Genomic DNA, 15,256 nt, shown 5'->3' with positions numbered 1-15,256 from the left:
TGGCTGCCGCGTAGCGTCGCGGAGCCGCCGCCAAAGGGGGTAACCGGTGTCGTCAGCAAGGCTTTCGCGCTGAGGTCGTGACGGCAGCTGCAGGGACTGCCGCCGACACCTCCTCACCCCATCTCTAGCCGCCACAAGGGCGCAACCGTCCTGCTTTTCAGCAGCGGCGGCCAGGGGCTTTTCGCCGTCTGCATGCACTTCTCCGCGCACCGGAGGAGCGGGTACGGCTGCGCCACTTTCCGACCAGGCCGTTCCGCCGCGCGGGACGCCACGAGCATGAGAGTGAACGGATATGTCCGCTTTGCCGGGTAGTTATCGCGGGACAGGGACACGCGCCAGGGCGACGCTGTACCAGAAGCTCTTCGCCTTGCTGGCGCTGCTGCTGCTGGGCATGGCCATGCCGAAAGTGGCGCAGGCAAACGAATGCCGCATGGCCGATCCCAACTCCAAGGGCGCGCACGTCGACGAGATCTGCTGGCTGCAGCTCGACGGCGTCACCTTGAATGCCAATGGCTCGACGCCGCTGACGTTCAACCTGCCCGACGGCTCGACCATGACCTTTACGGTCGACGTCAGCAACGTGGGTTCGAGCGCGGGCCTCAAGGGCGTGCAGGCGCCGAGCTGGACCGGCTCGCAGTTCAGCGGCAGCACCGGCTACTACACCATCTACAAGCCCAATACCGCTGCGCTGTACACCAACACCGGCACTGTCGCCAACGACACTACGGTGGCCTTGCGCGACATCCATCTGTTCGGCCCCAGCGGGGTGGAGAGCACCAACGCGTTCGAGATGGTGGTCGCCGACGGCGAAAGCACCAACAGCAACGAGTATCTCGACTTCGGCGTGGTCTCCGGCGGCAGCACGTTCAACCTGGTGGAATGGCTGGGCGCATCCGCGGCCAACAACCTCACCTATGGCGCGCCGGGCAGCGCGGGCGTGCCGAACACGCCGGCCTCGGCCTGCGCCGGCATGATCGATTGCATCCGCATGGTCGGCAAGAGCGGCACCGCCAACGCCGTGGTGTTCTCGACCACGCGCACCGGCTCGCCGTTCACCGTGATGGGCCAGGTGCACACCAACGCCAGCAGCCTGCAGGGCTTCGCCTTCGGCGTGCGCTGGGGCGGCGTGCGCCTGCGCAAGGCGCTGCCGAATGGCCGCCTGGACGCCAGCGACCAGTTCACCTATCGCGTGATCAACGTGAAGGGCCAGGAGATCATCAATACCTCCACCACCGGCGCGGCCACCGGCAACTACGCCTACATCAGCGGCCAGGCGACCATGCCGGGCAACGTGATCACGCTGAAGGAGGAGATGGCGCCGGGCAGCAAGTCCACGCTGGACCAGTACGACCGCAACATTGTCTGCACCAATGGCAACCCGGGTTCGGCAACGGTGTTGCCCACCGGCACGTTCGATCCCGCCAACCCGCCCAAGGTCGACCTGCAACAGCTGGGCGACCGGGTGGATTGCACGCTCACCAATATCCCGCGCATCGCGGACCTCAAGCTGGTAAAGACCGCGCCCGCCACCGTGCAGGCTGGCCAGCCGCTGAGCTACATGCTGGCGATCAGCAACAACGGCACGCACACGGCCACTGGCGCGGTGTTCACCGACGCCCTGCCGGTGGGCATCACCGGCGTCAGCGCCGGCGGCGTGAGCTGCGGCAGCGCCACCAACGGCGCGGTGTGCGGCGCGCTCGGCGTGAATGTCACCGGCAGCGATGCCGCCGGCTACACGGTCACCGGGGCGGTACAGAGCCTGCCCGCCAACAGCAGCGTGGTGGTGACCATCAATGCCACCGCGCCGGTCAGCCTGATCGGCACGCTGAGCAATACCGCCAACGTCAAGCTGGCTTCCACCGATACCACGGTGGGCGAGCCCAGCGCCGACACCGGCGACAACACGTCGACCGCCACCACCACGGTGCAGGGCACGCCCGCGCTGCAGGTGAGCAAGACCGCCACGCTCAACGACAGCAACGGCAACGGCAAGGCGGACGTCGGCGAAACCATCAGCTACGCCATCACCGCCACCAACAGCGGCAATCTCACGCTCAATGGCCTGACCGTATCCGACCCGATGGCCGGCGGCACCGCGCTGGCGTGCTCGCCGGCCTCGATCGATCCGGGCAAGAGCGCCAGCTGCGGCAGTTTCGTCTATACGGTGAAGCAGGCCGACGTGGATGCCGGCGTGGCGCTGCACAACGTCGCCACCGTCACCGGCACGCCGCCGGGCGGCGGTTCGCCGGTGACGTCCACCGGCACCACCGATACGCCGGTCGGCGACGTGCAGATCACCGCGAAGAACGACAGCTACAACGTGCCGAACGGCGCCAATGGCGGCAGCACCGGCAACGTGGTCGGCAACGACCAGTTCGGCACCACCGCCGGTCCGGCCATCGGCACCGCCAAGGGGCAGGTGACGCTGAGCTGGGGCAGTGTCGGCAATCCGCCGGCCACTGGCGGCTTCACCCTCAATGGCGACGGCACCATCACGGTGAAGCCCGGCACGCCGGCCGGCACCTACAAGATTCCGTACACCATCTGCGATGCCGCGCAGGCCTCCAATTGTTCGACCGCCGAAGCGGATGTGACGGTGGGCGCGGCAGCGATCGCCGCCACGCCCGACAGCTATACCGGCATCGACGGCGGCGTGGGGCAGGCCAATGCCGGCAACGTGCTGGATAACGACACGCTCAATGGGGTGAAGACCACCCCGTCCACCGTCAACCTGACGGTGACCACGCCGGCCAGCAACCCGAACGTGAAGCTCGACCCGGCGACGGGCGAAGTGTCGGTCGCCCCGGGTACGCCCGCTGGCACCTACACCATCACCTACCAGATCTGCGAGAAGCTCAACCCGAGCAACTGCGCCAGCACCACGGCCAGCGTCACCGTCGCCGCCGGCAAGATCGCCGCGGCCAACGACAGCTACACGGGCATCAACAGCAGCCTCGGCAATGCAAACGTCGGCAACGTGCTGGGCAACGACACGCTCAACGGCAGCGCGGCGGCGGTCTCGACGGTCACGCTGAGCGTCACCTCGCCGGCCAGCAACCCGAACGTGAAGCTCGATCCGGCGACCGGTGAAGTGTCGGTCGCTCCGGGCACGCCCGCTGGCACGTACACCATCGGCTACCAGATCTGCGAAAAGCTCAACCCGAGCAACTGCGCCACCGCCACCGCGACCGCCACGGTGGTGGCCGGCCCGATCACCGCGGGCAGCGACAATTACTCCGGCGTTTCCGGCGCGGGCAACCCGTCGGTGGGCAATGCGCTGGACAACGACACGCTCAACGGCGCCAAGGCCACGCCGTCCACCGTCAACGTGACGGTGACCACGCCGGCCAGCAACCCGAACGTGAAGCTGGATCCGGCTACCGGCAATGTCTCGGTGGCGCCGGGCACGCCGGCCGGCACGTACACCATCGGCTACCAGATCTGCGACAAGATCAACCCCGCCAGCTGCGCCAGCGCCACGATCAGCGTGATCGTCGCCGCCGGCAAGATCGTCGCCACCAATGACGCCTACACCGGCATCGACGGCGGCGTGGGCCAGCCGAACGCCGGCAACGTGCTGGACAACGACACGCTCGACGGCGTGAAGGCCGCTCCGTCCACCGTCAACCTGACGGTGACGGCGCCGGCCAGCAACCCGAACGTGAAACTCGATCCGGCCACCGGCCAGGTCTCGGTCGCACCGGGCACGCCGGCCGGCACGTACAGCATCGGCTACCAGATCTGCGAGAAGCTCAATCCGGCCAACTGCGCCACCGCTACGGCGAACGTCACCGTGATCGCCGGCAAGATCGTCGCCACGGGTGACAACTACACCGGCATCGATGGCGGCAACGGCAATCCGTCGGTCGGCAACGTGCTGGACAACGACACGCTCAACGGCACGAAGGTCACGCCGTCGACGGTGACGGTGTCGGTCACCACGCCGCCGGGCAACCCCAACGTCAAACTGGACCCGGCGACGGGCAATGTCTCGGTGGCCCCGGGCACGCCGGCCGGCACGTACACCATCACCTACCAGATCTGCGAAAAGCTCAATCCCGGCAACTGCACTTCCGCCACGGCCAGCGTCACGGTCGCCGCCGGCAAGATCGCCGCCACCGACGACAGCTACACCGGCATCGACGGCGGCGCCGGCAAGCCGAACGCGGGCAATGTGCTGGACAACGACACGCTCGATGGCGCCAAGGCCACGCCGGCCAACGTCAACCTCACGGTGACCACGCCGGCGAGCAACCCGAACGTGCAGCTGGATCCCGCCACCGGCCAGGTCTCGGTCGCTCCGGGCACGCCGGCCGGCACGTACTCCATCACCTATCGGATCTGCGAGAAGCTCAATCCGGCCAACTGCAAGAGCGCCGTTGCCACGGTGGCGGTGGTCTCGCTGCCGCTGCAGGCGGTGAACGACGACTACCGCACCACGCCGGTCAACGGCGCCACCGGCGGCACGCCCGGCAAGGTGCTGGGCAACGACACCCAGGGCGGCGCGGTCATCGGCGATCCCGGCCGCGTGATCACCACCCTGGTGGACAACGGCGGCCTGAAGGGCGCTTCGATCGGCCCGGACGGCAGCGTGATCGTGCCGGCGGGCACCGCGCGCGGCACCTACACGCTGAGCTACCGCATCTGCGACACGCTGCTGCGCACCAACTGCAGCACGGCCTCGATCACCCTGGCGGTGAGCGACGATGCGCTGCTGCACGTGAGCAAGCAGGCCACGCCGCAGACGGTGAAGGTGGGCGACGTGGTGCGCTACACGCTGACCATCCAGAACACCGGCAAGGCCGACGTGCACCAGGCGGTGCTGGCCGATACCCCGCCGGTGGGCTTCACCCTGGTGGCCGATTCGCTCAACGTCGGCAACTCCGGCGGGCGCCTGGCCGGCAGCAGTCCGATCCGCGTCGAAGGCATCGACGTCGGCGCCGGCAAGAGCATCACGGTGGTGTACCTGATGCGCGTCGGTCCCGGCGCGTCGGCCCGCGGCGAGTACGTCAACACCGCGCAGATGCTGCTCAACGGCGTGCTCACCAGCAACGTGGCGCAGGCCAAGGTGCAGCGCGATGCCGATCCGCTGTTCGAGGACAGCCGCGCCTTCGGCACCGTGTTCGACGACCGCAACGGCGACGGCTGGCAGGCCAGCGCCACCGCCGACGGCCTGCGCGTGCAGGGCGGCTTCGCCCCGGGCGCGTACATCGCCGGTTCCACCACGGTGGACCGCGGGCACGGCCCGCAGCCGGAGGCGGATGCGAGCGCGCCGCTGCTGCATGGCATCGCCCTGGGTTCGCTGCGTGGACGCGATACGGTGGCGCAGCCGGAAGACCTGCGCCGCATCGTGATCTCGCAGCGCCTGCGCCGTGCCGAGTTCACCGGCGATTTCCAGCTGACCAGCGCGGAAGGCACCACGGTGCGCCTGCGCAGCGGCGGCCAGAGCGATACGGCGCTGAGCGGCGATGCGGCTTCGGGCCATTCCGCGGAGAAGCTGACGGTGGAACGCCGCGTCAGCACCGAAGCGGACGGCAACCTGCGCGTGGACTACGTGATCGTCAACCGCGGCGTCGACGAGCGCGGCATTCCCGGCGTGCGCATCGGCACGGTGGAAGGCAACCTGATCGAGACCGACGCCTATGGCCGCTTCCACCTGGAAGGCATCGACGTGCCGAACATGGCGCGCGGCCGCAACTTCATCATGAAGGTCGACGCGGCCACGCTGCCGCCGGACAGCGAGTTCACCACGCCGAACCCGCAGGTGAAGCGCATTACCCAGGGTATTCCGGCGCGCTTCGACTTCGGCGTGAAGCTGCCGGTGCAGACCTTGCCGGCGCCGCAGAACGAGCAGCCGGGTGGACCACCGGAGCGCGCCGCCACGCGTGGCGACCAGCAGACGGGAGGGCAGCCATGAACGCCCGCCGCTCTCACTCTCCGACCAAGGCCAACCGGACCATGCAGATCAGGACGCTGGACGCCGCCATTCTCGGCGTGCTCATCGCGGGCGCCTGGACGCCCGCCCAGGCGCAGTCGGCTAACGCCGCTGCCATTGCCACCACCACCACCGCCACGCAAAGCGCACCGGCGGCGCGCGGCCGCTACAGCCTGGATCTGCCCAACGGCGGCCTGATCTGGGCCACCGAGGATCCGGCGCTGACCTCGCCCCTGCTCAATGTGCAGGGCAGCGCGGTGGCCGCGTTCGAGCACGGCCAGGTCACCGAGCCCGTGCGCTTCCAGGTGTACAGCAACTACGACGCGTTCATCCGCAAGATGCAGATCAGCATCTACCGGAGCGACGACACCAACCTGACCGCACCGCTGGCAACGGTGGACGTCGCTCCCGGTGCGGTGGTGCAGGCGAGCTGGGACGGCAAGCTGCCGGCCGGCATCTCCCTGCAGGCGGGCCAGCAGCTCAGCTACGTGCTGCGCGCCTGGGGCGAGGACGGCAGCGTGGATGAAACCTATCCGCGCAGCTTGCAGCTGGTGCGGCCGGAAGACCGGCAGCGCTCGCTGGAACAGCGCCGGCAGGGCGCCACCGGTGAGTTGCGCTCGATGAGCGCGAGCCAGCTGGAGGACCGCGAGCTGCTCGACAGCACCTTCGGCGGCAATGCGCTGCGGCGGCAGAACATCGCCATCCGCGGTTCGCGCGTGCGGGTCTACGGGCAGAACGTGCCGGACCAGTACGCCGTGACCATCGCCGGGCAGAGCGTGCCGGTGGACCAGCAGCGCAAGTTCGTCGCCGAGTATCTGCTGCCCACGGGGCCGCACACGCTCGACGTCGCCCTGCGCGGCGCGGGCGGTGCTGCCAGCCATTATCCGCTGGCGGTGAATGTGCGCGACAACTATCTGTTCGCGGTGGCGATTGCCGACCTCACCGCGTCGAAGAGTTCGGTCAGCGGCACGGGTGCTTCCGCCTTGACGGTGGACCCGCGCTACCGCGACGGCTTCCTCGACGAAGGGCGCCTGGCCTTCTATATGAAGGGCAAGCTGGAAGGGCGCTATCTGTTCACCGCCCAGGCCGACACCACGGAACGCAACACGGGCAGCCTGTTCAACGGCTTCTTCAAGGCCGATCCGAAGGACGTGTTCCGCCGCCTCGATCCGAACATGTACTACCCGGTGTACGGCGACGACTCGACCACGTACCGCGACATCGACACCCAGGGCAAGCTGTACCTGCGCCTGGACTGGGACAAGAGCCAGGCGCTGTGGGGCAACTACCAGACCGGCTTCACCGGCACGCAGTACGCGCAGTACGTGCGCAGCCTGTACGGTGCGGCGATCGACTGGCGCAGCCGCGAGGCCACGTCGTTGGGCGATCCGAACACGCTGCTGAAGGCGTTCGCGTCGCAGGCGCAGACGGTGCTGGGCCATACCGAGTTCCTCGGCACCGGCGGCAGCCTGTACTACCTGCGCAACACCGACATCCTGCCGGGTTCGGACCAGGTGGTGCTGGAAGTGCGCGATCCGGCCACCGGCAGCGTGGTGTCGCGCGTCACCCTGGTGCGCGGCGTCGACTACGACATCAACGAGATGCAGGGACGCCTGCTGCTGACCCGGCCGCTGGCGCAGATCGCCCAGGCCAATGTCAGCACCTTGTTCCGCGATCGCCCGCAGGGCGGCTACGAGAATCACCTGCTGGCCGACTACGAGTACGTGCCCAGCGGTTTCGACAGCAACGACGTCACCGCGGGCATCCGCGCCAAGCACTGGTTCGGCGAGCACGTGGCGGTGGGCGGCACTTATGTCGACGAAGGCCGTTCGAGTGACGACTACTCGCTGAAGGGCGCGGACGTCACGCTGCAGGCGGGGCGCGGCACCTATCTGAAAGTGGAGCGCTCGCACAGCGATGCCGCGGTGGCGCCGATCTACTACTCGGACAACGGCGGCCTGAGCTTTATCCGCACCAATCCCGTGACATCGGGCAGCCGCGGCGGCAATGCCACGGCGGTGGATGCGCACGCCGACCTGCGCGAACTGGGCTGGAGCGCGCGCGAGTGGACGGTGGGTGCGTGGTGGCGCGACGTCGATGCCGGCTATTCGGTGGCGCGTGCCGACCAGGGCCTGGCCGTCAAGGAATACGGCGCGGAGTTCGCCGGGCAGATCCAGGACGGCCTGCGCCTGTCCGGGCGCTACAGCTATGCCAAGCGCGGCAACGATGCGCTGGAGCAGGGACAGGTGCAGCTGGATTGGCAGCTGGCGGAGAAGTCGGACCTGATCGCGGAGATCCGCCGCGTCACCGAGACCTACCAGTTGCGCAGCGGCACCGGCACCTTGGCGGCCCTCGGTTATACGCAGCGCATCGGCAGCTCGCTCGATGTGTATGCCACGGGGCAGGTGACGTTGAACAACGACAACGGCGCGTATCCGACCAACGATGCGGTGACCGTGGGTGCGAAGTACCAGTTCGGCGACCTGTCCAATGCGGGGGCGGAAGTCACGCGCGGTTCGCGCGGCAATGCGGCGCAGGTCAACGGCGAGTACCGCCTCAATCCGGATCACTCGCTGTATGGCGCGTACACCTATTCGGTGGACAGCACCGCGCTGTACAACGATTCCAGCCTGCTGTCGCAGGCACCGGATGGCCTGACCCTGGGCCAGCGCTGGCGCGTGACGGACAAGACCAACCTCTATAACGAGAGCCAGTGGCTGAAATCCGGCCCGGACACCGGCATCGGCCATACCTTCGGCATGGATTTCTATCCGAGCCTGGGCTGGACGCTGGGCTTCACCTTGCAGGACGGCCAGCTCGACGCGGCCAGCGGGGCAGGGCGCGTCAACCGCCATGCGGGCAGCCTCAACGCCGGCCTGACCGACGCCTCCACCAGCTGGGCCAGCAAGCTGGAATACCGCCGCGACCGCGGCGCCGAGCAGCGCGACCAGTGGGTCACCACGCACCGGCTCAGCTACAAGATCAACGAGTCGTGGCAGGTGGCCGGCCGCATCAACTGGTCGCGCACCAGCGACAAGGTGGACCCGAGCAACAACGCGCGCTTCAACGAGACCAATGTCGGTTTCGCCTGGCGTCCGTGGAACAGCGTGCGCTGGACGGTGCTGGGCAAGTACACCTACCTGTACGACCTGTCCTCGCCGGGCCAGACCGAGTCCGACAGCTACTACGACCAGCGTTCGAGCGTGTTCTCGCTGGAAGGTGTGTACCGGCTGGATACGCAGTGGGAGTTCGCGGCGAAGCTGGCCACCCGCGAAGGCGAGGCTCGCGAGGGCCGCGGCACCGGGGCGTGGTACGACAACCGGGCGACGATGCTGGCGGGGCAGGCGCGCCGCTACGTGATGGGCGGGTTCAGCGTGATGGGCGAGTACCGCGTGCTGCGTGCTTCGGAAGGCGGTACCCGCAAGGGCTGGCTGGCCAGTGTGGACTACGACGTCAGCAAGCATTTCCGCATGGGGCTGGGTTACAACTTCACTGATTTCAACGATGACATGACCAAGCTGGGCTACCGCTACAAGGGCGTGTTCCTCAACGTGGTCGGCTATTACTGAGCGAGCTTGATGCCCGGGCGCCGTGCCTCCGCGAGGGGGCATGGTGGGGGAGACGTCCGTCCCTGTTTTCTCCGCTCGCGCCTGGGCGTCTTTTTTCGCAGCCCGCAAATTTCCCGCTCCTCGCTCGTCATTCCGGCGTAGGCCGGAATCCAGTCACTGTATGGCTTGGTTGTCGTGGTGACGTTTGTGGGTCTCGCCGTTGGCGAGGGTTTCGCCCCGCTGCCGCGGGGCGAGTTACTTCTTCTTTGCGTGCCCAAAGAAGAAGTAACCAAGAAGAAAGGGCACCCTGCTTGGCGCCCTCAGCAGCGCAGCTGCTGAGGGTCCGTGAGGGCTGGCCGGGCTTTTTGACAGGGCATCCATGCCCTGATCAAAAAGGCGGGGACATCGTGTCCCCGCCCCCTGCGGGGCCTTTTCGTCCAGCCCTCACCGCCGGCGCCAAGGGGACCCGGTGGATCAAGAGCCGGAGCAAAAGCGCACCAGCGGAACGCCGCGGCTGCGCCGCGAGCTCTTCGTACGATTTTCGCGCTGCCTTGCATCTCCCTCTCCCCTCCGGGGAGAGGGTCGGGGTGAGGGGGCGGGCGGAGCGTTGAGCTGAGGCTCGCAACAAGCCCTCTTCGCCACAGCGCTAAGCAAACAAATCACCCGCCGGCGGATACGTCACGGTGCCGTCCGCATGCGGTCTCGCACGCTCGGTAAGCTCGGCAGCTTCCACATGCCCCGGCCCCAGGATATGCAACACCGTTTCGCCGCGCGCCAGCAGGTAATCGGTGACGATGCGCCGATGGCAGCGCCACCACACCGCTTCCGAACACATCGCGGCGCAGCGCTGCTCGCGGCCCAGGCCGATCAGCGTTTCCAGCCCGACCTGGAAGACATGGGTCAAGGCATAGTCGGCGTAGTTGTGAAAGCTCTGGTGTGTCCAGTAGCCATTCGTCTCGACCGGCACCGTTTCGGATTTGCGCCGCCGACCGCCGAGTTCGGCCAGGTGCCGATAGGCGATGCCTTCGGCCGCCAGGGACGCCGGCAGCACGTCTTCATTGAATGATGGGTTGGTGCGCGAGCGCGGAAACGCCCTGACATCCGCCACCAGGCCCACCTCGTTTTCGTGCAGCAGCGCGATGAAGTCCGCAAGACTCCGGTTGGAATGGCCAATCGTGAAAAATGGCAAAGTCATGCAGCGCTCCATCGTCGATACGCGATCCAATCCTGCCCCATGCCCGTCGATTTGGACGTCTAATTTTCATCGACTGCACGTGATCCGACCAGCGATACCTGCCGCGAACACAAGCCATTGCATGCGGATGTTGCATCGCAGCTTGATCTCATGGGCATGCCCAACCAATGATTCGGGCCTCGCTCATATTTGTATGATTAACTGACTATCTGGGGATGTCAGGGGAGTACAACGACTTGAGCCCGTCGCGCTCGATGCGCGACGGAGCAGCACGGTTCCAACACCCGCCCAGCACCATCCTAGCTTCGCAGCGAGTTTCCCCGGACGGGCGGCGCGCCTCCCCCTGGTTTCTGCGCGCCGCCCGTCGTTTTTTTCGAATGCCGCCTGGAGAGAGTCGATGAAAGTGTTTTCCGCAACGATGACCCGCCTCGCCATCTGTGTCGCCGTGAGCTTCGCCACGGCGGCGTCGGCCGAGGACGTCAAGCCGGAATGGTCCAGCGCCGCCGTGCCGCAGATGGGCTTCAATAACTGGAATTCCACCCACTGCCGCGACGAATTCAACGAAGACATGATCCGCGGCGTGGCGGACAAGATGATCAGCAGCGGCCTGCGCGACGCCGGCTATCGCCATATCAACCTCGACGACTGCTGGGCCGACTGGCAGCGCGACAAGCAGGGCAACCTGCAGCCGAACCTCAAGCGCTTTCCGCACGGCATCAAGGCGCTGGCCGATTACGTGCACTCCAAGGGTTTCGCCTTCGGCCTGTATTCCAGCGCCGGCACCAACACCTGCGAACCGCACCAGGCCAACCGCGGCTTCCCTGGCGGCCTGGGCCACGAGAAGCAGGACGCGGCGTTCTTCGCCTCCGTGGGCGCGGACTATCTGAAGTACGACAACTGCAATAACGAGAAGAAGCCCGCCAAGGAGCGCTACGCCGCCATGGGCGAAGCGCTGCGCGCCACCGGCCGGCCGATCTTCTACAGCCTGTGCGAGTGGGGCGAGAACAAGGCCTGGCTGTGGGGCACCGACCCGGCTGTCGGCGCCTCGTCGTGGCGCACCACCGGCGACATCAGCGACAAGTACGACTCGATGCTGAAGATCTTCAAGGAGAACGTGGTTCTCGACGCCTATGCCGGCCCCGGCCACTGGAACGACCCTGACATGCTGGAAGTGGGCAACGGCGGCATGACCGACGTGGAGTACCGCTCGCACTTCAGCCTGTGGTCGATCATGGCCGCGCCGCTGCTGATCGGCACGGACCTTCGCAAGATCAGCCCGTCCGCGCTGGAAATCCTCTTGAACAAGGACGTGATCGCGGTGGACCAGGACCCGCTGGGCAAGCAGGGCAAGCAGGTGCGCGACGCCAAGGGCATCCATGTGATCGTCAAGCCGCTGAAGGATGGCAGCAGCGCGGTGGCGGTGTTCAACGAAGGCGATGCCGCGCAGGACGTGGCGGTGACGGCCCGGGAAGTGGGGCTGAAGGCCGGCAAGTACCGCATGCGCGATCTGTGGAAGCACGCCGATGCGCAGGGCGACGGCTCGATCAAGGTGAAGCTGGAGCCGCATGCGACGGTGATGTACCGGATCTCGGCGATGTAAGCCGGCCATCCGGCGCCGACGTTGGCGTAGGTTGGGGTGAGCGCAGCGAACCCCAACGGCCACGTCCTGGCAGGCGCCATGTTGGGGTTCGCTGCGCTCACCCCAACCTACGCCGGTCGCGGGTGCCGCAAAAAGTTGGCAAGATCGCGCCGCCATACACCATTGCCACCCCGCCAAGGACGCGCCCTCCATGAGGAAGCCGAACCCCGTTCGCAACCTGTACGGACACGTGATGCAGGAGATCGGCCAGCGCATCGTCAGCGGCCAGGTCAAGCCGGGCGAGGTGCTGCCGCGCGAGGAGACCCTGGCCGAAAGCCTCAAGGTCAGCCGCACCGCCTTGCGCGAGGCGATGAAGGTGCTGTCGGCCAAGGGCCTGATCGAATCGCGCGCCGGCGTCGGCGCGCGCGTGCAGGAGCCGCGCCACTGGAACCAGCTCGACGCCGACGTGCTGGCCTGGCGCTGCGCTTCCATGCCCACCGACGATTTCATCGACAAGCTGGTGGAAATGCGCGAAGTCATCGAGCCGGCGGCTGCGGCCGCCGCGGCGCGCCGCCGCACCGATGCGCAGCTGGCCGAGATCCAGTCCGCCTACGAGGCGATGGACGCGGCGCAGACACTGGAGGCCTGGGCCGAAGCCGACCTGCGCTTCCACGAAGCCGTGCTGCAGGCCACCGGCAACGAGTTGCTGTCCTCGCTGTTCGCGGTGATCGATACTGCGCTGGGCACCTTCTTCGTGCTGTCCGCGCGCAACGCCACCGATTTCCGCTATTCGCTGCCGCACCACCAGAAGGTGCTGGAGGCGATCCGCCGCAAGCAGCCCACGCTGGCGCACGCGGCCGTGCACGCCATGATCGGCGACTCCCTGGCCAATGTGCGGCGCAGCCGCGGCAAGGCGCGCAAGGCCGGAGCGTAAGGCGGCGGGTGCGGTGGCTGGTGATGTAGAGTCCCGGCCCATGCAGGTCTTCGAAACCATCCTGGTGCTTCTGCTCGGCGCGGCGGTCGTCTCCTCGTTCGCCAAGCGCATCAATATTCCCTATCCGGTGCTGCTGGCGGTGGGCGGCGCCTTGCTGGCCTGCCTGCCGGATCCGCCGAAGCTGGAATTCCCGCCCGATCTGGTGCTGGTGCTGTTCGTCGCACCGGTGCTGATGGACGCCGCCTTCGACACCTCGCTGCGCGACCTGCGTGCGATGTGGCTGCCGGTGCTGTCGCTGGTGCTGGTGGCGGTGGTGCTCACCACGGTGGCGGTGGCGCTGGCGGCCCGCTGGCTGTTTCCGGATATGCCGTGGGCGGCCGCCATCGCGCTGGGTGCGCTGCTGGCGCCGCCGGACGCGGTGGCCGCCACCGCGATCCTGCGCCGGCTGCCGGTGCCGCTGCGCATGCGCATGGTGCTGGAAGGCGAGAGCCTGCTGAACGACGCGTCGGCGCTGCTGATCTATCGCCTTGCCGTGAGTGCGGTGGCGGCGGGTGGCTTTCACGCGGCGGATGCCTTGCCGATGTTCGTCCTGGTGGTGTTCGGCAGCGTGCTGTTCGGCCTGGCGCTGACCTGGCCGATCACCCGCTTCATGCGGCATTTCGAGGAAGCGCCCAGCGCGGTGATCTTCCAGTTCGGCCTGACCTTCGGCATCTGGCTGCTCAGCGAGCGCCTGCGGCTGTCGCCGATCGTGGCCGTGGTGACCTTCGCGCTGACCATGTCGCGGCTGAGCACGCGGCCGATGCAGACGCATATCCGCACCGCGTCGTTCCCGATCTGGGAAACGGCGACCGTGGTGCTCAACGTGCTGGCGTTCACCCTGGTCGGCCTGCAGCTGGGTCCGATCCTGGAGAGGTCGAGCGCAGGCGAGCGGCTGCACTCGCTGGGCATGGCCATGGTGATCCTGGCGGTAGTGATCGGGGTGCGCCTGGCGTGGGTGTTCGTGCACCACCTGCTGGTGCGCTTCAACAGCCTGCGCCGCAGCCAGTCCGGCAAGCCCGGGCCGCCGGCCACCTTGAAGGGCGCGGCCGTGATCGGCTGGTCGGGCATGCGCGGCATCGTCACGCTCGCCGCGGCGATGGCGCTGCCGGTGGGGTTTCCGTATCGCGACTTCATCCAGCTGACCGCCTTCGTGGTGGTGCTGGGTACGCTGGTGATCCAGGGCCTGACGCTGGGTCCGCTGCTGAAGCTGGTGCGCCTGCCGTCGGACGGCACCGTGCAGCGCGAACTGCAATTGGCGCGAGCCACCGCGATCCGCGCCGCGATGGACGAGCTGCCCGCGGACCCGACACCGGCATCGATGCGCGTGCGCGCCGAACTTGCCGCAGCGCTGGAGAACGTCGAACGCGGCCGCGCTCCCGGCGGCCATGAAGATAATGTGCTGCGCCGCTGCCTGGTGGCGAAGTCGCGGCATGCGGTGCAGGACCTGCGCCTGTCCGGTGCGATCGGCGACGATGCGTTCCGGCAGGTCGAGGCCGAGCTCGACTGGGTCGAACTGAGCACGGGCGAGCCGGAGCGTCCGGCCTGAAACGCCGCCGCGCCGGCGGGCTTCGTCACGCCGGCCGTGATTTTGCGTCATGCATGGCGTGCGATTGCTCTGCCTATGCAAAAGATCGGTGTGAAACGCGGGAATCCGGACCCGACCTCATCAGCGCGCCGCACCGGTCCCGATCGCTTGCCGCCAACCGCAAGTGCACTCACTGGCTGGGACATGGGCGCTCACTTCGTCGCGTTCGCCATGCTTTGCATACGGCGCCAGGCGTACTGCCCGCGAAATCAACGTGAATAAGCGGATGCGTAAAGCAGTGACCTTACGCACACCTTACGCGGGTAATATTTTTCGTATGATGGTCCGACAAGGGACAGGGGTGTCTCGCCTTGCTGGCTACCGACACCGGCATCTGCCGGCCGCCGTCCGACGTGTTTGAAGACACTGGCGCTCGCATGGAGCAGCGCCGGAGGGGGATCGTGAGTTCTTCAACTGGCAGGGCCGATGTGTTCAGGCAAC

6 protein-coding genes are annotated in these 15,256 nt (G+C 67.4%); 5 read left to right on the top strand and 1 reads right to left on the bottom strand.

The window, feature by feature from the left end; all coding sequences use genetic code 11:
* The first annotated feature begins 292 nt into the window (after positions 1–292).
* Positions 293–5,917 (top strand): DUF11 domain-containing protein, encoded by a 5,625-nt coding sequence (locus FHW84_RS13070; RefSeq protein ID WP_167256168.1) that lies wholly within the window; start codon positions 293–295, stop codon positions 5,915–5,917.
* On the top strand, positions 5,914–9,504 hold the full coding sequence (locus FHW84_RS13065; RefSeq protein WP_167256166.1) for a hypothetical protein: 3,591 nt from the start codon (positions 5,914–5,916) through the stop codon (positions 9,502–9,504). The genes FHW84_RS13070 and FHW84_RS13065 overlap by 4 nt, the downstream gene beginning before the upstream one ends.
* A gap of 625 nt (positions 9,505–10,129) precedes the next feature.
* Here the strand turns inward: FHW84_RS13065 and FHW84_RS13060 are convergent.
* A complete protein-coding gene (locus FHW84_RS13060; RefSeq protein WP_167256164.1) occupies positions 10,130–10,678 on the bottom strand; it encodes a DUF488 domain-containing protein in 549 nt (182 codons plus the stop codon).
* A 397-nt stretch (positions 10,679–11,075) separates the two neighbouring features.
* Between FHW84_RS13060 and FHW84_RS13055 the strand changes: the two genes are divergently transcribed.
* The 3 genes from FHW84_RS13055 (at position 11,076) to FHW84_RS13045 (ending at position 14,776) form a co-directional block, all read left to right on the top strand.
* Positions 11,076–12,278, top strand: coding sequence for a glycoside hydrolase family 27 protein (locus FHW84_RS13055; RefSeq protein WP_208399779.1), 1,203 nt, complete (start codon positions 11,076–11,078; stop codon positions 12,276–12,278).
* A 190-nt stretch (positions 12,279–12,468) separates the two neighbouring features.
* Entirely contained in the window at positions 12,469–13,191 is a 723-nt protein-coding gene (locus FHW84_RS13050; RefSeq protein ID WP_167256162.1) for a FadR/GntR family transcriptional regulator, read from the top strand.
* Between the two features lie 40 nt (positions 13,192–13,231).
* The gene (locus tag FHW84_RS13045; RefSeq protein ID WP_167256160.1) at positions 13,232–14,776 is read left to right on the top strand and encodes a sodium:proton antiporter; all 1,545 of its coding nucleotides are present in this window, start codon (positions 13,232–13,234) and stop codon (positions 14,774–14,776) included.
* Positions 14,777–15,256: the final 480 nt, after the last annotated feature.

The organism is Dyella sp. SG562 (assembly GCF_011759495.1).
GTDB classification, from domain to species: domain Bacteria; phylum Pseudomonadota; class Gammaproteobacteria; order Xanthomonadales; family Rhodanobacteraceae; genus Dyella_D; species Dyella_D marensis.
The sequence above is the reverse complement of the archived record's forward strand: the minus strand, read 5'-3'. Positions and strand labels throughout refer to the sequence as shown.